19 protein-coding genes are annotated in these 19,084 nt (G+C 73.3%); 8 read left to right on the top strand and 11 right to left on the bottom strand.

Features of this window, described 5'->3' with window-relative positions; translation table 11 throughout:
* Nucleotide 1: 1 nt before the first annotated feature.
* A complete protein-coding gene (gene efeB, locus IE251_RS38255) occupies nt 2-1,252 on the bottom strand; it encodes an iron uptake transporter deferrochelatase/peroxidase subunit (RefSeq protein WP_189757553.1) in 1,251 nt (416 codons plus the stop codon).
* 15 nt (nt 1,253-1,267) lie between these two features.
* Nucleotides 1,268-2,404 (bottom strand): iron uptake system protein EfeO, encoded by a 1,137-nt coding sequence (gene efeO / locus IE251_RS38250; RefSeq protein ID WP_189757552.1) that lies wholly within the window; start codon nt 2,402-2,404, stop codon nt 1,268-1,270.
* Between the two features lie 214 nt (nt 2,405-2,618).
* On the opposite strand from efeO, the gene IE251_RS38245 reads away from it, so the two are divergent.
* Nucleotides 2,619-3,263, top strand: coding sequence for a PhzF family phenazine biosynthesis protein (locus tag IE251_RS38245; RefSeq protein WP_189757551.1), 645 nt, complete (start codon nt 2,619-2,621; stop codon nt 3,261-3,263).
* 112 nt (nt 3,264-3,375) lie between these two features.
* Entirely contained in the window at nt 3,376-3,573 is a 198-nt protein-coding gene (locus IE251_RS38240) for a hypothetical protein (protein ID WP_189757550.1), read from the top strand.
* A gap of 45 nt (nt 3,574-3,618) precedes the next feature.
* On the opposite strand, the gene map is transcribed toward IE251_RS38240, so the two are convergent.
* A complete protein-coding gene (gene map / locus IE251_RS38235) occupies nt 3,619-4,476 on the bottom strand; it encodes a type I methionyl aminopeptidase (protein ID WP_189757549.1) in 858 nt (285 codons plus the stop codon).
* A gap of 58 nt (nt 4,477-4,534) precedes the next feature.
* Here map and IE251_RS38230 point away from each other — a divergent pair, with 58 nt between their 5' ends.
* Entirely contained in the window at nt 4,535-4,768 is a 234-nt protein-coding gene (locus tag IE251_RS38230) for a hypothetical protein (protein WP_189757548.1), read from the top strand.
* Nucleotides 4,769-4,778: 10 nt separating this feature from the next.
* Here the strand turns inward: IE251_RS38230 and IE251_RS38225 are convergent, their stop codons facing one another.
* Together IE251_RS38225 and IE251_RS38220 are read right to left on the bottom strand one after the other, a co-directional pair.
* Nucleotides 4,779-6,044 carry an MFS transporter gene (locus IE251_RS38225; RefSeq protein ID WP_189757547.1) on the bottom strand — a complete coding sequence of 422 codons (1,266 nt, stop codon included), beginning with the start codon at nt 6,042-6,044 and terminating at the stop codon, nt 4,779-4,781.
* A gap of 58 nt (nt 6,045-6,102) precedes the next feature.
* Complete coding sequence (locus tag IE251_RS38220) at nt 6,103-6,702, bottom strand: hypothetical protein (RefSeq protein WP_189757546.1); 600 nt, start codon at nt 6,700-6,702, stop codon at nt 6,103-6,105.
* Between the two features lie 303 nt (nt 6,703-7,005).
* On the opposite strand from IE251_RS38220, the gene IE251_RS38215 reads away from it, so the two are divergent.
* From IE251_RS38215 to IE251_RS38205, 3 genes are read left to right on the top strand one after another with little or no spacing between them, the layout of a single operon-like run.
* A complete protein-coding gene (locus IE251_RS38215) occupies nt 7,006-8,073 on the top strand; it encodes a sialidase family protein (protein WP_229897123.1) in 1,068 nt (355 codons plus the stop codon).
* A 37-nt stretch (nt 8,074-8,110) separates the two neighbouring features.
* Complete coding sequence (npdG, locus tag IE251_RS38210) at nt 8,111-8,815, top strand: NADPH-dependent F420 reductase (protein WP_189757545.1); 705 nt, start codon at nt 8,111-8,113, stop codon at nt 8,813-8,815.
* 13 nt (nt 8,816-8,828) lie between these two features.
* On the top strand, nt 8,829-9,080 hold the full coding sequence (locus IE251_RS38205; protein ID WP_189757544.1) for a hypothetical protein: 252 nt from the start codon (nt 8,829-8,831) through the stop codon (nt 9,078-9,080).
* 9 nt (nt 9,081-9,089) lie between these two features.
* Here IE251_RS38205 and IE251_RS38200 read toward each other — a convergent pair whose 3' ends face one another.
* Nucleotides 9,090-9,890, bottom strand: a complete 801-nt coding sequence (locus IE251_RS38200; protein ID WP_189757543.1) for a site-2 protease family protein — start codon at nt 9,888-9,890, stop codon at nt 9,090-9,092.
* Nucleotides 9,891-9,998: 108 nt separating this feature from the next.
* Between IE251_RS38200 and IE251_RS38195 the strand changes: the two genes are divergently transcribed.
* Both IE251_RS38195 and IE251_RS38190 read left to right on the top strand, forming a co-directional pair.
* The gene (locus tag IE251_RS38195; RefSeq protein WP_189757542.1) at nt 9,999-10,445 is read left to right on the top strand and encodes a DUF6578 domain-containing protein; all 447 of its coding nucleotides are present in this window, start codon (nt 9,999-10,001) and stop codon (nt 10,443-10,445) included.
* Nucleotides 10,446-11,002: 557 nt separating this feature from the next.
* Nucleotides 11,003-14,257 (top strand): AfsR/SARP family transcriptional regulator, encoded by a 3,255-nt coding sequence (locus IE251_RS38190; RefSeq protein WP_189757541.1) that lies wholly within the window; start codon nt 11,003-11,005, stop codon nt 14,255-14,257.
* 13 nt (nt 14,258-14,270) lie between these two features.
* Here IE251_RS38190 and IE251_RS38185 read toward each other — a convergent pair whose 3' ends face one another.
* The 5 genes from IE251_RS38185 to IE251_RS38165 all read right to left on the bottom strand — a co-directional run bounded on the left by IE251_RS38185 (nt 14,271) and on the right by IE251_RS38165 (nt 18,920).
* A complete protein-coding gene (locus tag IE251_RS38185; RefSeq protein WP_030791306.1) occupies nt 14,271-15,092 on the bottom strand; it encodes an ABC transporter permease in 822 nt (273 codons plus the stop codon).
* Nucleotides 15,089-16,108 carry an ATP-binding cassette domain-containing protein gene (locus IE251_RS38180; RefSeq protein WP_189757540.1) on the bottom strand — a complete coding sequence of 340 codons (1,020 nt, stop codon included), beginning with the start codon at nt 16,106-16,108 and terminating at the stop codon, nt 15,089-15,091. The genes IE251_RS38185 and IE251_RS38180 overlap by 4 nt, the downstream gene beginning before the upstream one ends.
* A 105-nt stretch (nt 16,109-16,213) precedes the next feature.
* Nucleotides 16,214-16,897: a zinc ribbon domain-containing protein gene (locus tag IE251_RS38175; RefSeq protein WP_189757539.1), complete on the bottom strand. Its 684-nt coding sequence runs from the start codon at nt 16,895-16,897 to the stop codon at nt 16,214-16,216.
* A 69-nt stretch (nt 16,898-16,966) separates the two neighbouring features.
* A complete protein-coding gene (locus IE251_RS38170) occupies nt 16,967-17,347 on the bottom strand; it encodes a hypothetical protein (protein WP_189757538.1) in 381 nt (126 codons plus the stop codon).
* Nucleotides 17,348-17,384: 37 nt separating this feature from the next.
* Nucleotides 17,385-18,920: an AbeC-like domain-containing protein gene (locus IE251_RS38165; RefSeq protein WP_189757537.1), complete on the bottom strand. Its 1,536-nt coding sequence runs from the start codon at nt 18,918-18,920 to the stop codon at nt 17,385-17,387.
* Nucleotides 18,921-19,084 lie beyond the last annotated feature (164 nt).

Below are 19,084 nucleotides of genomic sequence, written 5' to 3'. Positions count from 1 at the left end.
GCTACGCCTCCTTCGAGAACAGCGTCCGGCCCCACCAGTCGCCGGAGTCCCGGACGCCGGGCGGGACGGCGAAGACCGCCGAACCCACGTGCTGGATGTACTCGTTGAGCGCGTCGTGCGCGGCCAGCTTGCGCTGGAGCGGGATGAAGCCCTTGCGCACGTCCCGCTGGTAGGCGAGGAAGAACAGGCCCGCGTCGAGCCGGCCGAGGCCGTCGGTGCCGTCGGTGAAGGAGTAGCCCCGGCGCAGGATGGTGATCCCGCCGTTGGAGTCGGGGTGCGCGAGCCGGACGTGCGCGTCCGGCTTCATCGCCTTCAGGAACGGCTCGTCGTGCTCCTTGGCCTTGCCGACCGGGGCGCCCTCGCGCTTGTCCCGGCCGAAGACGTCCTCCTGCTCCTGGAGCGAGGTGCGGTCCCAGGTCTCGATGTTCATCCGGATCCGCCGGGCGACCAGGTACGACCCCCCGGTCATCCAGGCCGGGCCGTCCCCGGCGCCGACCCAGACGTGCTCGTCCAGCCGGCCGGTCTCGGTGCCCGCGATGTTGCGGGTGCCGTCCTTGAAGCCGAAGAGGTTGCGCGGGGTCTGCGCGCCCGGGGTGGTCGAGGAGGTCTTGCCGAAGCCGAGCTGGGACCAGCGCACGGCCACCTTGCCGAAGCCGATGCGGGCGAGGTTGCGGATGGCGTGCACGGCCACCTGCGGGTCGTCGGCGCACGCCTGGACGCACAGGTCACCGCCGGTGCGGGAGCGCTCCAGGTTGTCGCCGGGGAACTTGGGCAGGTCGACCAGGGCGGCGGGCCGCTGGCCCTTCAGGCCGAACTTGTCGAACAGCGACGGCCCGAAGCCGATGGTCAGCGTCAGCCGGGACGGCTTGAGGCCGAGCGCCTCGCCGGTGTCGTCCGGCGGGGCCTCGGCGAGCCCGCCGTAGGCGCCCTCGCCGACCGGCTTGCCGGCGGTCATCCGGCGGGCCGCCTCGGTCCAGTCCTTGAGCAGCTGGACGAACGCCTCGCGGTCGTCGGTCTTCACGTCGAACGCGGCGAAGTGCAGCCGGTCCTGCACCGGGGTGGCGATACCGGCCTGGTGGGCGCCGTGGAACTCCACCGCGCCGCCCATCCCGTCCGCCACCGGGTCCGCGTCCTCGCCCGACTGGGCCACCGCCACGGCCCCGCCGGCCACGGCGGCCCCGAGCGCGAGCCCGGCACCGCCCCAGCCGATCAGCGCCCGGCGCGACGGATTGCTCCCCTGGGTCTCGGTCATCGCCCTTCCCCCTGCCTACTTCACGACCGCGGCGGCGAGCTTGGACAGCGGCTCGGCGAGCGCGTTCACCGCGTCCGACAGCTCCTTGCGCTGGTCCTTGCCGACCTTGTCGTAGGAGACGAAGTCGTACGAGGTCTTGTCCGAGCGGTACTTGTCGAGCAGGGCGTCCAGCGCGGCGAACTGCTTGTCCAGTTCCTTCGTCAGCGCCGGGTCGTTCTTCGCGGCGACCGGCTTCAGCAGCTCGTAGGCCTTCTGCGCGCCCTCGACGTTGCCCTTGAAGTCGACGAGGTCGGTGTGGGCGTAGCGGTCCTCCTCGCCGGTGACCTTGCCGGTGGCGACCTCGTCCAGCAGCTCCTTGGCGCCGTTGGCCATGGAGGTCGGGGTGATCTCGGCCTTCCCGACCCGCTTCTGCCAGTCCTTCAGGTCCGTCACCAGCTGCCCGGCGAGGGCCTTCTCCTCGGCGCCGATCTTCTTGTCGTGCCAGAGGGCCTTCTCCAGCCGGTGCCAGCCGGTCCACTTCTGCCCGGGCTCCAGGCCGTCCTCGCGGACGTCCACCTTCGGGTCGATGTCACCGAAGGACTCGGCGACCGGCTCGGTGCGCTCCCAGCCGAGGCGGGACAGGCCGTAGGCCTTCTTCGCCGCCTCCAGGTCGCCGTCCTGGACGGCCTTCGCGAACGCCTCGGCCTTCGGCAGCGTCTCGTCCGCCTGGTCCTGGGCGTAGGTGCGGTACCGGGCGACGGCCGCGTCCAGCCGCGGGTCGCGCTCGGCGGTGGCGGCGCCGCCGGTCACGGTCAGCTTCTGCCGGACGCCGTGGCCCTTCATGCCGGGCCGGCAGGCGATCTCGTAGGAGCCTGCCTTCACCTCGGCGGTGAGGGTGTACTTGGTGCCCGGCCCGATGTTCTCCTTCTCGGACACGATCCGGTCGTCCGGGAAGAGGATCTCGACCTCCGTCGCCCGCGACCCCTTGTTCTCGATCTTCAGCGTGACCTGGCCGGCCGGCGCGGACTTGCTGGAGGTGTCGCAGGTGGAGTCGGCGGCGGTGACCTGGATGGCGTCACCGTCCTTGGCGTCGCTCTTCGAGGTGCAGGCCGAAAGGGCGGTCAGAGCGGCCGCGGTCACGGCGGCGGTGACGGTCAGTCGGACGGCTCGCATGCAGGCTCCAAGGGCGATTCGTATGGTGAGGCTGCCCTAACTTACCCGAGGCTTACCACACCCGTCCCCGTGCGGTCGGTGATTCGGCTCTCACAGCGGGCGCACGGACACGACTTGATTGCGGTGCCGCAAAGCGGACATCACGGCACGGCAAAGGGAGGGTCAAAACGCCCGGTGCGGCCCCTGACGTGCGCCGCGGTGCTTCAATTCCCGGGTGACCGACTACGACGTACTCCGCGTCTTCTGCGGGCCGGACGGCGGCTACGGCAACGAACTGGGTGTCGTCCGCGACGGCTCGGTGCTGCCCGGGCGCGACGACCGGCAGGCACTGGCCGGCAAACTCGGCTTCAGCGAGACCGTGTTCGTGGACGACCCCGAGCGCGGAGTGATCGACATCTATACGCCCACCCTGCGCCTGCCGTTCGCCGGGCACCCCTGCGTGGGCACCGCCTGGCTGCTCGACGTGCCCGAACTCGTCACCCCCGCCGGTGTGGCCGGGGCCCGGCAGGACGGCGAGTTCAGCTGGATCGAGGCCCGCGCGGAGTGGGCGCCGCCGCGCACCCTGCGCCAGTACCCGAGCGCCGCCGAGGTGGACGCGCTTCCCGTGCCGCCGCCGGGGGAGTGGGTCTACGCCTGGGCCTGGGAGGACGAGGCGGCCGGGCGGATCCGCGCCCGGGCCTTCCCCGGACGGGACGACGGGATCGACGAGGACGAGGCCACCGGCGCGGCGGCGCTGCTGCTCACCGACCGGCTGGGCCGGGCCCTGAACATCAGGCAGGGCCGCGGCTCGCAGATCCTGACCGCGCCCCAGCCGCACGGCTGGACCGAGATCGGCGGCCGGGTCCGCCTGGAGCGCTGACGCGCGGGCGTCCGGGTGACCGGCCGCGCGCCGTCCGGGTGGAACCGCGTGTGCGCGCGAGGGCGAACGGGGACCTCTGGGCGTGACCACTCAGCCTCCCGAGAGGAGCACCATGCGCATCAGATCTGTTCTGGCCGCGACCGTCCTCGCCGTCGCCCTGGCCGGTGCCGGCGCGTCGACGGCAGCCGCCGGCACCCAGGCGGGCCAGGAGGACGACGAGCCGGTCTGCAGCCCGTACGCCGGCTCGCTGACCTCGCTGGAGAACCACATCACCTGGTCCGGCGCCCACTGCACCGACACCCTGTTCTGACGCGGCCCGGGTTCCCCTGCCGCATCCGGCCAGGGGGACCCGGCCTCAGGGAAGGGTCAGGATGTCCGCGCCGGTGTCCGTGACCACCAGGGTGTGCTCGAACTGGGCGGTGCGCTTGCGGTCCTTCGTCACGACCGTCCAGCCGTCGTCCCACATGTCGTACTCGTGGGTGCCCAGCGTCAGCATCGGCTCGATCGTGAACGTCATCCCCGGCCGCATCACCGTCGTCGCGTGCGGGCTGTCGTAGTGCGGGATGATCAGCCCCGAGTGGAACGACGAGTTGATGCCGTGCCCGGTGAAGTCCCGCACGACGCCGTAGCCGAAGCGCTTGGCGTACGACTCGATGACCCGGCCGATGACATTGATCTGCCGGCCCGGCCGCACCGCCTTGATCGCCCGGTTGAGCGCCTCCCGGGTGCGCTCCACCAGCAGCCGCGACTCCTCGTCCACGTCGCCCACCAGATACGTGGCGTTGTTGTCGCCGTGCACCCCGCCGATGTACGCCGTCACGTCCAGGTTGACGATGTCGCCGTCCCTGAGGACCGTCGAGTCGGGGATCCCGTGGCAGATGACCTCGTTGACGGACGTGCACAGCGACTTCGGGAAACCGCGGTAGCCGAGCGTGGACGGGTAGGCCCCGTGGTCGCACATGTACTCGTGGGCGACCTTGTCCAGCTGGTCCGTGGTCACCCCCGGCGCGATGATCCTGGCGGCCTCCTCCATCGCCCGCGCGGCGATACGGCCGGCGATCCGCATCGCCTCGATGGTCTCGGGGGTCTGCACCTCCGGCCCGGTGTACGGCGCCGGCGCGGGCTTGCCGACGTACTCGGGGCGGCGGATGTTTCCGGGAACCGAACGGGTGGGAGACAGCTCCCCTGGTACGAGCAGCGACTGGCCAGACATGCCAGCGAGTCTAACCAGCGGACATGGGGGAACATGTCGGTGGCGAGAGGAGCTGTCCATGGCCCTGTTCAAGAAGCGCACGGCCGGCAAACCGGGCGAGTGGTACTACTGCCTGGAGCACGGGAAGGTCGAGGAGGGCCCCGACTGCCCGGGCAAGGACCGTTTCGGACCGTACGCCACCCCCGAGGCGGCCCGGCACGCGATGCAGACCGCCGCCGAGCGCAACCTGAAGTGGGAGAACGACCCGCGCTGGCACGACACGCCGTCCGGCGAGCGACCCGACGAGGACTGAGCGGGCCGGATCAGGCGACGGCGGCGCGCCGCTCCCGCATCCGTACCGCGTGCTCGTTCGTCCGCGCGTCGTACGTCATCAGCGCCGGCAGGCACAGCGCCAGCAGACCCACCGCGCCCGCGCACGCCAGACCGCCGGACCAGACCGAGGCCCGCACCCCCGCCCAGGCGGCCGTGCCACCGGCCCGGACCTGCCCGAGCTGCGGGCCGACCGAGTACGACAGCAGCTCGATCCCGGCGAGCCGGCCGCGCAGCTCGTCCGGGATCGTCTGGTTCCACATGGCCGACCGGAACACCCCGCTGACCATGTCGAAGCCGCCTCCGACGGTCAGGAACAGCAGCACCAGCCACACGTTCCCGCAGACCCCGGCCGCCGCGACCGCCAGGCCCCAGCCGGCCGCGGACAGCACCACCATCAGCCCGTGCCGGTGCACCCGCGAGGCCCAGCCGCTGGTCAGGCTCACCAGCAGCGCCCCCGCCGGCACCGCGGCGTACATCAGACCGAGCGCCCACTCGGCGTCCAGGTCGTCGGCGAGGAACGGCAGCACCGCCAGCGGCATGGCCAGGAACATCGCGGCGAGGTCGACGGCGTAGGTGCCGAGCAGCTCCTTGCGGCTCCACGCGTACCGGGCGCCCTGCGCGACGGCCCGCAGGTCCGGCTTCGCGGCCTCCTCGGCGGCGGGGGAGGGGGCGATGCGCAGGACGTACAGCAGCGAGACGGCGAAGGTCAGCAGGTCGGCGGCGTAGGCCCAGCCGAGGCCCGCGTAGGCGACGACCACGCCCGCGACCGCCGGGCCGGCGACCCCGCCGACGGTCCAGCGCAGCGAGTTCAGCGAGGCCGCGGCCGGCATGTCGTCGTGGGCGACGATCCGGGGCCACAGGGAGTCGAGGGCCGGGCGCTGTACGGAGACCAGGGCGGAGGAGAGGGCGGCGACGGCGTACAGCGGCCAGATCGCCGGGTGCGGGAGCAGGGCGTTCAGCAGCAGGGCGGCGCTGAGCAGGCCCTGGCCGGCCTCCGTCCACACGATCAGCCCGCGCTTGTCCAGGGCGTCGGCGAGAGCACCGCCGTAAAGGCCGCACACGATGAGCGGCAGCAGCTCCACGGCACCGATCGCGCCCACGGCCGCGGTGGACTCCGTCAGGTCCTTCAGCTGTACGGGCAGCGCCACGAACGTCAGAAAGCTGCCGAAGTTGCTGATCAGCCCGGACTTCCAGAGCCGCCGGAAGTCGGCGGAGGCTTTCCAGGGCGCGAGGTCGGGGAGGAGGGCGCGGGTCACCCAGGCATGCTGAGCCGCGGGCCGACGCGCGGCAACCGCTTTTGCGGGGGCGGGCGAGTCACCAGGGGGCCGGTGGTGGGGCGGTCAGGGCTTCCGTCAGGCGGGACAGGCGGTCGCGGAAGCCCCGCCGGGATCGCGGCGGTCCCGCGTTCTCGCCGGCCGCCGCGCTCACCAGGTGCTGCACGCTGTCCAGGTCCAGCTCCGCCCCCTCCGGCACGGCCAGCGTGTCGTGCGCCATCGCGGCCAGCTCGCCCCCGCCCGCGCCGCCCAGCGCCAGCACCGTCACCCCGGCCCGCCGGGCATCGTGCACCCGCTCCAGCAGCGACGCCGGTTCCTCCGGCGCCACCACCAGCAGGGTCTCCCCGCGCCGCGCCGCCGAGATCCGGCCCGGCCCGACCGCCAGATGCGCGGGGTCGGACGGGCGCGCGTGCTGCCGGACCAGCGTCGGCGCCAGCTCGGGCGTGCCCGACCAGGCCGCCTCGTCCACCAGGTGCGCGGCCAGGTGCCAGGGCTCGTACTCCGGCGTGCCCACCAGCAGCAGCCCGCCCCCGTGCGCCACCACCGACCCGCGCAGCACCCCCGCGAACCTCCGGGTGGCCCCCAGCCACTCCGTCCCGGTGAGCACTTCCCGCAGCAACGCGACCCGTACGGCGTCCATGTGGCCGAATCCTGCCGCAACGGGCCACTCGTGACCCGGAGTTCACCGGGAATTCGCCCGACTCGGGGAAAAGGCGCCCCGTACGGGTCGCGCACGAGACCCGTACGAGCCCCCATGCGGCCCGTGCGCGGCCCGTCTGTGTCCCTGCGTGTCCCGTCCGTGCCCCGTCCACGACCGAGGAGCCGCCCCGTGACCGACCCGACCGTTCCCCCGACCGACGTGACCCTTCCCCCGGCCGATGCGACCGTTTCCCCGGCCGACGTGACCGTTTCCCCGGCCGATGCGACCGTTTTCCCGGCCGACGTGACCGTTCCCTTCCGTGCGGGCCGCGAGGGGTACGCGAGCTTCCGCATACCCGCCGTCGTCGCCACCCGGGCCGGCACCCTGCTCGCCTTCTGCGAGGGCCGGGTCGGCTCCGCCGCCGACCACGGGCACATCGACATCGTGCTGAAGCGGTCCACCGACGGCGGCCGGACCTGGGGCCCGCTCCAGGTCGCCGCCAGTAACGGCACCGACCTCGCCGGCAATCCCGCCCCCGTCGTCCTCGACACCGGCCGGATCCTGCTCGTCCACGTCCGCGCCGCCGGCTGGGCCACCGAGGCCGCCATCGTGCGCGGGCAGGTCCCGGACGCCGACGGCCGGCGGGTGTGGGTGCAGCACAGCGACGACGACGGTGTGACATGGTCCGCGCCCCGGGAGATCACACAGCAGGTGAAGGCGCCGGGCTGGCGCTGGTACGCCACCACCCCCGGCCACGCCCTTCAATTGACCTCCGGCCGGATCCTGGTCCCGGCCAACCACACCGTGCCGCCCACCGGCACCGACACCGGTGCCGAGGCCAAGTACAACGGCGGGCACTGCCTGCTCAGCGACGACCGAGGCGAGAACTGGTACCTCGGCTACCTGGACGACAACACCGACGGCTACGTCAACGTCAACGAGACCACCGCCGCCGAACTCCCCGACGGCCGCGTCTACCTCAACGCCCGCAACGACTCGCCCTCCCCCGGCAACCGCGCCGACGCCCACTCCCCGGACGGCGGCAGGACGCTCCTCAAGCCCTTCCGCCCGCAGGCGGGCCTCACCGCACCCGTCTGCCAGGCCGCCGTCCTCCAGCTTCGCGGCCCCGGCCTGCTGCTGTTCTCCGCCCCCGCCGACCCGGGGAACACCCGCGCCCTGATGACGATCCGCGTCTCCCGCGACGGCGGCACCACCTGGCGCCCGGCGTACACCGCCGACGGACTGCCCGCCGCCTACTCCGACCTGGTCCGCGCCGACCCGCACACGGTGGGGCTGCTGTACGAGACGGGCGACTTCGGCCCCTACGAGACGATCACCTTCCGCCGGGTGCCGGTACGGCGGCTGACCTGAGCCGGTGCCCCGGCGGGACCGGACGTAGAGTCGGGCCATGACCTCTACCGACAGCGCACAGAAGGCCCCCGCCAAGGACCCCTGGGACCTGCCCGACGTCTCCGGGCACACCGTCGGCGTGCTCGGCGGCACCGGGCCGCAGGGCAAGGGCCTCGCCTACCGGCTGGCCCGGGCCGGCCAGAAGGTGATCATCGGTTCCCGCGCCGCCGACCGCGCCCAGGCAGCCGCCGCCGAACTCGGCCACGGCATCGAGGGCGCCGACAACGCCGAGGCCGCGCGCCGCAGCGACATCGTGATCGTCGCCGTACCGTGGGACGGCCACGGCGACACCCTGAAGGCGCTGCGCGCGGAACTGGCCGGCAAGCTCGTCGTGGACTGCGTCAACCCGCTCGGCTTCGACAAGAAGGGCGCCTACGCCCTCAAGCCCGAGGAGGGCAGCGCCGCCGAGCAGGCCGCCGCGCTGCTGCCGGAGTCCCGGGTCACCGCCGCCTTCCACCACCTGTCGGCCGTCCTGCTCCAGGACCCGGAGATCGAGAGCATCGACACCGACGTGATGGTCCTCGGCGAGCAGCGCGCGGACGTGGAGATCGTGCAGGCCCTGGCCGGCCGCATCCCCGGCATGCGCGGCGTCTTCGCGGGCCGGCTGCGCAACGCCCACCAGGTGGAGTCGCTGGTCGCCAACCTGATCTCCGTCAACCGCCGGTACAAGGCGCACGCCGGACTGCGCGTGACCGACGTGTGAGCCGCCGGAGCCCATGGGGGACACTGGTCGGCGAAGCAGTTCCGAGCAGTGTCCCCGACAGGAGCCCCCCGTCATGCCCCGCATCGCCCTCTACACCCTCGTCGTCTGCGTCCTCGCCGTGGCCGCGGCGGTCGTCTCCTTCGTCCAGGGCAGCTGGCTGGGGATCGTCTGGGTGCTGCTGGCCGGTCTGTCGTCCAACATGACCTGGTACTACGTCAAGCGCGGCCGGATGGACGCCGCCCGCGACACGTCCGTCACGAACTGAACGGGTCGGTCACGAACCGAGCGAGCAGATCGCCGGGCTCTCCTCCCAGAAGCGGTACCGGGCGTCGCCGCAGTACTGCGAGAACATGTCCACGTTCAGCGCCCGCATCACCGCGTCGACCACGTCGAAGAACGCCTCGTTGACCGACGGCAGCCACAGCACCGCGAACACGAACAGCAGCCCGAACGGGGCGAACGGCTCCACCTGCCGCTTCACCTTGTACGACAGCCACGGCTCGATCACGCCGTAGCCGTCCAGGCCCGGCACCGGCAGGAAGTTCAGGATCGCCGCCGTCACCTGGAGCAGGGCCAGGAACGCCAGCGCGAACCGGAAGTCCGCGGGCACGCCGTCCAGCGCGTCCAGCCAGAACGGCGCCGTGCACACCGCGGCGAACAGCACGTTCGTCAGCGGGCCCGCCGCCGAGATCAGGCTGTGCCGCCACCGCCCCTGGATCCGGTTGCGCTCGATGAACACCGCGCCGCCGGGCAGACCGATACCGCCCATGATCACGAAGATCACCGGGAGCACGATGCTCAGCAGCGCGTGCGTGTACTTCAGCGGGTTCAGCGTGAGATAGCCCTTCGCGCCGACCGAGATGTCCCCGCTGTGCAGGGCGGTGCGCGCGTGCGCGTACTCGTGCAGACACAGGGAGACGATCCAGGCCGCGGTCACGAACAGGAACACCGCGACGCCCGGCTGCTCCGCGTACCCGGTCCAGGTGGCCCAGCCGGTCACCGCCGTCACGGCCAGGATGCCGACGAACACGGGACTGACCTGCCGGTCGCCGGGGCGGGTGGTGGCGGTGGTCATGCATCGGCTCCTGTGTGACGGGGACGTGGGAAGGCACTCCGGGAAGATCCGAGAGCATACGGGGAAAACGTCTCGCGGTCGCCGCCGGGTTCCTGGAAGGTTGGGGGGATGGCAGGGATGAGGGTGTTCTACGAGGACTGGCAGATGGAGTGCTGCGGGCGGCCCTTCGCGGTCGGCGACGAGGTGGCCTGGCCGCTGGTCGCCGTGGACCCGGGGGAACGCCGGGACCGGTACTACGGGGCCGAGGCGTGGGTGGAGAACCACGGCGACCGCACCCGCCGGACCGCCGGCCGGGTCCGCGCCATCGAGCTGGTGCGCCAGGAGTACGTGGTCCACACGGACCGGCGCGCGGAGAGCGGGGCAAGCGGGGGACCGGTCGCCCTCCCGTCCCCGCACCACTGGGAGGCGGTGCCCGGCGCGTACGTCCTCCAGACCGCCGACAGCTGCCCGAAGTGGTTCGAGTCGGACGAGCCCGGCCGGGACCCGGGCCCCCACCGGACACACCGCACGGTCGGCGCGCTGATCACCCTGGAACCGACGGGCGACCGTTCCTGACAGCGGTGGGCTGCCGCCCCTGGCACCGGCCCGGCTTCGGTGGGCTGCGGCCCCTGGCACCGGCCCGGCTTCGGTGGGCTGCGGCCCCTGGCACCGGCCCGGCTTCGGTGGGCTGCGGCCCCTGGCACCGGCCCGGCTGCGGTGGGCTGCGGCCTCTGGTCCGGCGGGGCTGTGGTGGGTTGCCGCCCCTGGCACTGGCACGGCTGCCGTCGGCGATCCCCTCCGACACCGGTCCCGCCGGTGCCGCCCCGGCAGCCGCTCGGGTCGTGCCTGGCGGGTGCTGTTCCCGTTGAGCGGGCGGTCGGGTTCGGCGGCCTTGCCGGTCGTGTCCGGCGGTGCCGCTCCCCGTCAAGCCTGCGGCTGCTCCTGGTGGCCTCGCCGGTCGTGTTCGGCGGTGCCGCCCCCTGCCGAGCCTGCGGCGGCTCTCGGTGGCCTCGCCGGTAGTGTCCGGTGGGCGTCCCTCCCGGCAAGCCGGCGGCCGCCCCGTGCCCTCCCGCCCCCTTCCCGACACCGTCCGCCCCCACCACCGATCACCGTCCGCGCCCCCTCCGGAGACAATGGACCCCGTGTATTACCGGCTGCTCGGCACCACCCAGGCGATCCGCCCCGACGGCACGGCCGTCCCGGTCGGCGGGGCGCGGCTGCGTGCCCTGCTCAGTGTGCTCGCGCTGCGGGCCGGCCGGACCGTACCCGCGTCCGTGCTCGTGGACGAGGTGTGGGGCGCCGACCCGCCCGCCGACGCCACCGGCGCCCTCCAGGCGCTCGTCGGCCGGCTCCGCCGTGCCCTCGGCGCCGGGGCCGTCGCCTCCGCCGACGGCGGCTACCGGCTCGCCGCCGTCCCCGACGACGTCGACCTCACCCGCTTCGACCGGCTCACCGGCGACGGCCTGACCGCCCTCGCCGACGGCGACCCTGCCAAGGCCGCCGCCGTCCTCGACGAGGCCCTCGCCCTGTGGCACGGGCCCGCCCTGCCGGACCTGCCCGACCGCACCGCCGAGGCGGCCCGCTGGGAGACCCGCCGGCTCGACGCCCGGCGCGCCCGGCACGCCGCCGCCCTCGCCCTCGGCCGGGCCGAGGACGCGCTGCCCGAGCTGACCGCGCTGTGCGACGACCACCCGCTGGACGAGCCGCTCCAGGCGCTGCGGCTGCGCGCCCTGCGCGACACCGGCCGCCCCGCCCAGGCCCTGGCCGCCTACGAGGACGTACGCCGACTGCTCGCCGACCGGCTCGGCTCCGATCCCGGGCCGGAGCTGCGCGCCCTGCACGCCGAACTGCTGCGCGCGGAACCGGCGCCCGCCGCGCCCGCCGCCGGTCCGGGCAACCTGCCCGCCCGGCTCACCTCCTTCGTCGGCCGCGAAGCCGACCTGGAGGCCATCGCCGCCGACCTCGCCGGGGCCCGCCTGGTCACCCTGCTCGGGCCCGGCGGCGCCGGGAAGACCCGGCTGTCCCAGGAGGCCGCCGAGGCGGTACGGCACACCGTCCGGGACGGGGTGTGGCTCGCCGAACTGGCTCCCGTGGACGACCCGGACGCCGTACCGCAGGCCGTGCTCACCGCCATCGGCGCCCGGGACACCGTGCTGCACGGCGCCGGGGTGGACGGCATGCGCGCGGTCGCCGAGCGGCACGACGACCCCGTCGCACGGCTCGTGGAGCACTGCGCCCGGCGCCGGATGCTGCTGATCCTCGACAACTGCGAGCACGTGGTGGACGCCGCCGCCCGGCTCACCGAGTCCCTGCTGGCCCGCTGCCCGGAGCTGACCGTCCTCGCCACCAGCCGGGAACCCCTCGGCGTGCCGGGGGAGCTGGTGCGGCCCGTGGAACCGCTGCCGGAGCCGGTCGCGCTGCGGCTGCTCGCCGAGCGCGGCGCGGCGGCCCGCCCCGGCTTCCGGGTGGCCGACGACCCCGAGGCGTGCGCCGAGATCTGCCGTCGCCTGGACGGACTCCCGCTCGCCATCGAGCTGGCCGCCGCCCGGCTGCGCATGCTGACGCCCCGGCAGATAGCCGACCGGCTGGACGACCGGTTCCGGCTGCTCACCTCCGGCAGCCGCACCGTGCTGCCCCGCCAGCAGACCCTCAGGGCCGTCGTGGACTGGTCCTGGGACCTGCTGGACGCCGCCGAACGGGACGTGCTGGCCCGGCTGTCGGTCTTCGCCGGCGGCTGTGACCTGGCCGCCGCCGAGGCCGTGTGCGGGCCGGCCGCGCTGGACGCCCTTGGCTCCCTGGTCGACAAGTCCCTGGTGGTGGCCGCGTCCGCGGGCGGCGGCATGCGCTACCGGCTGCTGGAGACCGTCGCCGAGTACGCCGCCGAACGGCTCGCCGAGACCGGGCGGCGCACCGGGACCGAGCGCGCCCACCTGACGTACTACCGCGAACTCGCCCGCACCACCGAGCCGTTGCTGCGCGGCCCCGAGCAGCTGGCCGCCATCGGCCGGTTCCAGCTGGAGTACGAGAACCTGCGCACCGCCTTCCGGCACGCCCTCGCCCTCGGCGACGAGCAGGAGGGGCTGTGCCTGATCCACTCCCTGCTGTGGTTCTGGCAGATGCGCGACCAGCGCGTGGAGGCCCGTAACTGGTGCCGGGAGGTCATGGCGCTCGGACCCGACCCGTTCGCCGAACCGGCGAGCCCGGCCGCCCCCGTGTGGCAGCGCTGCACCGACACCCCGCCCCCGTACACCGGCGAGACCCTCGTGGAGGCCCGGCGCGGCATCCATCTGGCCCATCTGGCCTGCATGGACACCGAGATGGACGCCTGGCAGACGCCCGCGGCGCAGGCCAAGCTGCGCACCGTCTCCCGGGTCTACGAACCCGGGCTGCCGCAGACCTGCCGGGTGCCCGGCCTGCTGTGGTTCTTCGCGGTGCTGCTGACCGGCGGCGTCGACCGGCTGCTCACCATCGTGGACGCCTGCGTGCACACCTGCCGGGAGACGCCGGGCTTCGAGTGGGAGCTGGCCGACGTGCTGCACCTGCGTGCCAACTTCCTGTCCAACCGGGCCGCGTGGACGGGCGACGCCACCCGGGACGCCGACGAGTCGCTGGCGATCTTCCGCCGCCTCGGCGACGTCTGGGGCGCCACCGAGGCCCTGGCCGCCCGCGGCGAGGCCAATGAACGCGGGGCCGCCTACGACAGGGCGGCGGCCGACTACCGGGCCGCCATCGAGCACGCCGAACGCCTCGGCGCCCGCGCCCAGACGGCCGTGCTGCGCGCCCGGCTCGGCGGCGTCCTGCTGGAGTCGGGCGAGAGCGAGCGCGGCGAGCGGATGCTCAGGGACGTCATCGCCGGCCAGGACGGCGCGCAGAACGAGGCGACGACGATGGCCCGGCTGCACCTGGCCTCCTGGCTCGGCACGACCGACCGCACCGCCGAGGCCCGCGAGCAGATCAGGGTGCTGCGCGCGGAGCTGCCCGTCGCGCGGTTCGTCATCTTCGACTCCCTGCTGACCTGCCAGGAGGCCATGCTGGACGCCGTGGACCGGCGGACCGGGCCGGCCCTCGTCCTGGCCCGCAAGGCGCTGCGGCTCAGCTCCGAACCGCTGTCCCAGGCCCTCACCCCGCATCTGCACTCCGTCTGCCTCACCACCGCCGCGATGGCCCTCGCCGACGCCGACGGCGGCGAGCGGGCCGCCGACGCCGCCCGCTGCCTGGGCGCCGCCCGGGCGCTGATGCCCGCCGGTCATGTGATCGCCGGTGTGGAGCGGCGGATCCTCGAGCTGACCGAGGCCCGGATCCGGGCCCGGCTGGACGAGCGGTCGTACGAGGCCGCGTACGCCGAGGGCGGTGGCCTCTCCCTCGCGGAGGCCACCGCCCTGATCTGACCGGTGCGTCGCGTCAGCTCTTGGTACGGAACTTGTGGATCGCGACCGGGGCCATCACCACGGTCAGCCCGACCGACCAGATGACCGTCACCCACAGGGCGTGCGCCACCGGGCCGCCCTCCATCAGCCCGCGCGCGCAGTCGGCCAGCGCGGAGAGCGGGTTGTAGTCGGTGAACGCCTGGAGCCAGCCCGGCATCGACTGGGTCGGCGCGAAGATCGAGGAGCCGAACTGGAGCGGCATCAGCACCAGGAACCCCATCGCCTGCACCGACTGCGCGTTCTTCATCACCACGCCGAGGGTCAGGAACACCCACATCAGCGCCGACCCGAACAGCGCGGACAGCGCCACGGAGCCCAGCAGACCGCTCCAGCTGCCCACCTCGTAGCCCACGAGCAGGGCGACCACCAGCAGCACCGCCGTCGCGAACAGCATCCGCATCAGCTCCACCGCGATCTTCGCGAAGAGCACCGAGCCGCGCCCGATGGGCAGCGAGCGGAAGCGGTCCATGACACCGGAGTTGAAGTCCTGGTTGAAGCCGGTGCCCACGCCCTGGGCCATGTTCATGCCCATCATGGCGAGCAGTCCGGGCACCACGTACTGCACGTACTGCTCCTGGCCGCCGCCCAGCGACTTGCCGATGGAGCCGCCGAAGACGTACACGAACAGCAGGGTGAAGACGACCGGGAACAGGATGGCGTCGAACATCGACTCCGGGTCCTGGCGGATCCACAGCAGATTGCGGCGGATCAGCGCGCCGGTGTGCCGCAGATGGGCCCGCAGCGGGATCGGCGTATCGGCCTTCGCGGCGGCGGGGGAGAGGGTGGCGGTGCTCATACGGCGACCTCCTGGCGGGCGGGCTCGGCGTCCTGCGGGGCACTGGCGCGGTGGCCGGTGAGGGACAGGAACACCTCGTCCAGGCTGGGCAGTTCGGTGGTGATGGAGGACAGGGTGATGCCGCGCGCGGTGACCGCGCCGACCACGGCGGTCAGCTGCTCGTCGCTGAGGACCGGCACCAGCAGGGCCCCGGTCTCGGCGTCCACGGTGGTGGACGCCAGCCCGGTGATGCCCAGCTCGTCCAGCATGTCGGCGAGCGGGCGCAGCTGGAGCGGGTCGACCGGCCGCACCCGCAGGGTGCGCCCGCCGACGCGGGCCTTCAGCTCCTCGATGCCGCCCTTGGCGATGACCCGGCCGCGGTCCACCACGGTCAGTTCGGAGGCGAGCTGCTCGGCCTCCTCCATGTACTGGGTGGTGAGCAGCACGGTGACGCCGTCGCCGACCATCGCCTTGACCTCGTCCCACACCTCGTTGCGGGTGCGCGGGTCGAGGCCGGTGGTCGGCTCGTCCAGGTACAGCACGGCCGGCCGGCCGATCATCGAGGCGGCCAGGTCCAGCCGGCGCCGCATGCCGCCGGAGTAGGTGCCGGCCGGGCGCCGGGCGGCCTCGGTCAGCGAGAACCGCTCCAGCAGCTCGTCGGCGCGGGCCCGGGCCTCCTTGCGGGACAGGTCCAGCAGCCGGCCGATCAGGTACAGGTTCTCCCAGCCCGGGAGCTTCTCGTCCACCGACGCGTACTGGCCGGTGAGCCCGATGACCCGGCGCAGCTGCCGGGGCTGGCGTACGACGTCGTAGCCGGCCACGGTGGCCTGCCCGGAGTCCGGGGTGATCAGGGTGGACAGGATGCGTACGAGGGTGGTCTTGCCGGCGCCGTTCGGCCCGAGCACACCCATCACGGTGCCCTCGCGCACGTCCAGGTCGACGCCGTCCAGCGCCTTGGTCTCGCCGTAGTGCTTGACCAGCCCCCGTACGGTCACGGCGGAGCGTCCGCCGGCGGGGTTGTCGTCGATGCGTGTCATGGGGAAGACAGTGCCAGGGCCCGCCGACAAACCGCCGACAGGCCGCCGACACCGGGTGCGGGCGCGGTGTCGCCGGCCTGTCGGTACGGGACCGCGGGCGGTGCGCTACGACACCTGCCGGATGTCGGCGCCGACGAGCTGCCCGCCGGCCACGGTGTAGGTGCCCCGGAACACCCGCACCGTGCCGTCGGTCTGCAACGCCCGGATCTCCGCGGCGACCTCCCCGCCGCCGTTGTCGGAGACGGTGACGCCGATGCGCGAGGTGGAGGAGAAGCCCGCCACCCAGTCCTCGTAGGAGCCGCCGAAGAGCCGGCCGCCGCCCATGGACCAGGCGGCCTGGAAGTTCCCGGCGTTGAGGTAGTCGTAGTAGGTGGTGACGACCGCGCTCGCGTCCTGGTCCTGAGCCGAGGGCTCGGGAGTCGGGGTGTCGTCGTCGTATCCGCCGCTGTCGTCGTAGTCGGGCGTGACCGCCGGAGTGGTGTACCCGCCGTCGGTGGGCGACGGAAGGGAAGTCCAGCCGTCGTAGGTCCCGCTGGGCGACACGGTGGCGGACCATCCGCCCGCCGACGGGGTGTCGGGGCCGTCCGCGACGGCCACCCCGAGCGTCACCCCGCCGGCCACCAGCACCGCCAGCAGCGCCCAGGGCAGCCAGACCGGCAGCCGGGTCGCGCCGACGCGTACGTACCCGCCCTCGGGCGGCTCCGGCGCGGCGAGCGGCGCCCCGCAGTCCGGGCAGTCCGGCCGCGCGGCGTCCTCGACGCGCGCGCCGCAGTGAACACAGAAGTGCATGGCCCCCCGCTTTCCTTCTTTGGGCCGCTTCCCGTCTGGGCCGCTTTCCTTCTCCGGGCCGCTTCCCGGCTACAGGCCGCGGACGGCTTCCTCGATGGTCACCGCCAGCGAGGCCAGCGCGGCGAACCCGGGCACGGCCTCCACCAGCGCCTTCGCGACCCGGCGCAGCTTGCCCGTACGGGGCTCGGGCGCGGCCAGCTCCTCGCGCGCGTCCTCGGCGAACTCCGCCAGGTCCTCCCGCTCCGGGTGGTCCGAGCGGTGCAGCTCCTCGACGAACCGGGCCAGCAGGTCGCTGATCTCCTGCGGGGTCGGCGGGCGGCCCCCGGTGCGCTCCGTCTCCTCCTCCGTGACCCGGAAGTCGACGCGGGCATTGCTGCCGCTCGCCACCACCGTGTTCCTGACCTGGGCGTTACCCGTCGCGATGACGCCGTCGTTGCTGCGCTGGTGCATGCCGGTCCCCGTTCGTCCGTTGCGTATGCGGTGACTGTCAGTCGGTGTTGGGCAGCGGGATCTTCTTCAGGATGGCCGAGATGCGGGACTTGTCGCCCGAGGCGACCGCGCTCGACTCGACCTTGGCCCCCGCGGTGGCGATGATGCCGTTGTTGATGATGGTTTCCTGACGCTTGATCAGATCGCCCGCGTCGATGTCGTGTTCCAGGGCGAACTCCACCAGGGCGTCCAGGATCCGCCGTTCGACGGTCTTGAGGACCATGCCGGAGTCGACCTTCTGGAAGTAGCGGTGGTGGTCCGTGGCGGAGGCGAGCTGCCGCACGCTCTTGCGCGCCCCGTAGTCGAACACCCCGAGCCGGGTGATCTGCCGGTGCTGCTTCTTCAGCCGCTTGCGCATCCCGAAGTCAGGGAAGAAGCCGGTGACCGCGCGCCTCGGCGAGGCGATCATCACGAACGGGGTGCTGGCGAGGGTCTGCAGCGCCATCGAGAGGAACTCGCGCGGTGTGGGGGCCGGCATCAGGGAGTCGATGGTCCGGTAGCGGTCCAGCAGCGGGCACAGCACGGTGGGCAGGGCCTCCACGAACAGGTTGGAGTCCGAGCGCACCAGCCGCAGGAACAGCGAGGTCACCAGCTCCCCGCCCCAGCCCGAGGAGTGCGTGACCAGGTAGGCGCGGGCGGTCTCCTCCGGGTTCCGTTTCAGCGCGTTCAGCCGGTCGGCGCCGATCTGTGCCACCGGGCGGCCGAGCGGGTCCGGCAGGAAACGGGTGTCGCCCAGCAGTGCCGAGCCCTCCACGAACACCCGCTCCTCCAGCTCCAGGCAGGGCAGCGACAGCTCGCCGATCCGCCGGGCGATGTGGGCGTACAGGTCCGCGACGTCGAAGTCCCGCGGCCGCACGCCCTCCCGCCCGGAGTCGGTCACGTCGAAGACCAGCGACCAGGAGTCGAGTTCCTGGCCGTATCCGGTGAACGGCGAGAAGCCGCTGTAGACGGTGAGGTTGCCGCGCGCGTACTCGTCGATCTGGCGCAGCCGCCGGGCGGCGGACTCGTTGGGCGGAGGCGGTGCCTGCGCCGGGTCGAACCGGTCGGGCCGCAGCCGCTGGAGGCGCTCGCCGTACTGGGTGGAGAGGGCGAAGACCAGCGTGGTCAGCCAGCCGAACAGGAGCATGAGGAACACGGCGAGGCCGCTGCGGATCACCAGCAGGCCGAGGACCAGCACCAGGAGCTCGACGGCCAGCAGCAGGTCCCTGGCGTGCCGGCGCGCGTTGGCCTCGTAGGCGTAGCGCAGGACCACGGGCACGTCGCACCCCGGGGCCGGTGCCACGCCGAGGTGCGGTTCGGCGGCGACGTCCCTGATCAGGGAGTCGGCGTACTGCCGGTCCAGGAAGACGGCCGCGCACATGTACCGGGTCAGGTCCCGGCCGCCGGTCCAGCGGGGCACGGCGAGGCGGGGCGCCGGGTGGTCCGGGTCCGTGTTCCCGGCGACGGCCAGTGTGGCCCCGCACCCGCCGCAGAAGGCCGCCCCGGGCACGGTGGTGGTGGAACAGTCGGCGCAGACGGCCGGTGGCTGGCTCATTGTCTCTCCCCCGAGTGTGAGACGGCCCACACTGTCAAGTGCACCACCGGGCCAGGTACGGGGAAGCCCCCGCGCGGAATTCGACGCCACTCTGTTACAACTGCCGCGCCGGACAGGGAAGTTGAGGCCAAAGCTTGGCGCGTCGAAGCCGCCGGAAGCCTCTT

This window comes from Streptomyces eurythermus, assembly GCF_014649115.1.
Lineage (GTDB): Bacteria > Actinomycetota > Actinomycetes > Streptomycetales > Streptomycetaceae > Streptomyces > Streptomyces eurythermus.
The sequence above is the reverse complement of the archived record's forward strand: the minus strand, read 5'-3'. Positions and strand labels throughout refer to the sequence as shown.

Excerpts from the sequence above, each read along its gene's own strand:
- efeB (WP_189757553.1), bottom strand. The coding sequence starts at position 1,252 with ATGACCGAGACCCAGGGGAGCAATCCGTCGCGCCGGGCGCTGATCGGC.
- efeO (WP_189757552.1), bottom strand. The coding sequence starts at position 2,404 with ATGCGAGCCGTCCGACTGACCGTCACCGCCGCCGTGACCGCGGCCGCT.
- IE251_RS38240 (WP_189757550.1), top strand. The coding sequence starts at position 3,376 with ATGCGCATCAGATCTGTTCTGGCCGCGACCGTCCTCGCCGTCGCCCTG.
- map (WP_189757549.1), bottom strand. The coding sequence starts at position 4,476 with ATGTCTGGCCAGTCGCTGCTCGTACCAGGGGAGCTGTCTCCCACCCGT.
- IE251_RS38230 (WP_189757548.1), top strand. The coding sequence starts at position 4,535 with ATGGCCCTGTTCAAGAAGCGCACGGCCGGCAAACCGGGCGAGTGGTAC.
- IE251_RS38220 (WP_189757546.1), bottom strand. The coding sequence starts at position 6,702 with ATGGACGCCGTACGGGTCGCGTTGCTGCGGGAAGTGCTCACCGGGACG.
- npdG (WP_189757545.1), top strand. The coding sequence starts at position 8,111 with ATGACCTCTACCGACAGCGCACAGAAGGCCCCCGCCAAGGACCCCTGG.
- IE251_RS38205 (WP_189757544.1), top strand. The coding sequence starts at position 8,829 with ATGGGGGACACTGGTCGGCGAAGCAGTTCCGAGCAGTGTCCCCGACAG.
- IE251_RS38200 (WP_189757543.1), bottom strand. The coding sequence starts at position 9,890 with ATGACCACCGCCACCACCCGCCCCGGCGACCGGCAGGTCAGTCCCGTG.
- IE251_RS38195 (WP_189757542.1), top strand. The coding sequence starts at position 9,999 with ATGGCAGGGATGAGGGTGTTCTACGAGGACTGGCAGATGGAGTGCTGC.
- IE251_RS38190 (WP_189757541.1), top strand. The coding sequence starts at position 11,003 with ATGGACCCCGTGTATTACCGGCTGCTCGGCACCACCCAGGCGATCCGC.
- IE251_RS38185 (WP_030791306.1), bottom strand. The coding sequence starts at position 15,092 with ATGAGCACCGCCACCCTCTCCCCCGCCGCCGCGAAGGCCGATACGCCG.
- IE251_RS38180 (WP_189757540.1), bottom strand. The coding sequence starts at position 16,108 with ATGACACGCATCGACGACAACCCCGCCGGCGGACGCTCCGCCGTGACC.
- IE251_RS38175 (WP_189757539.1), bottom strand. The coding sequence starts at position 16,897 with ATGCACTTCTGTGTTCACTGCGGCGCGCGCGTCGAGGACGCCGCGCGG.
- IE251_RS38170 (WP_189757538.1), bottom strand. The coding sequence starts at position 17,347 with ATGCACCAGCGCAGCAACGACGGCGTCATCGCGACGGGTAACGCCCAG.
- IE251_RS38165 (WP_189757537.1), bottom strand. The coding sequence starts at position 18,920 with ATGAGCCAGCCACCGGCCGTCTGCGCCGACTGTTCCACCACCACCGTG.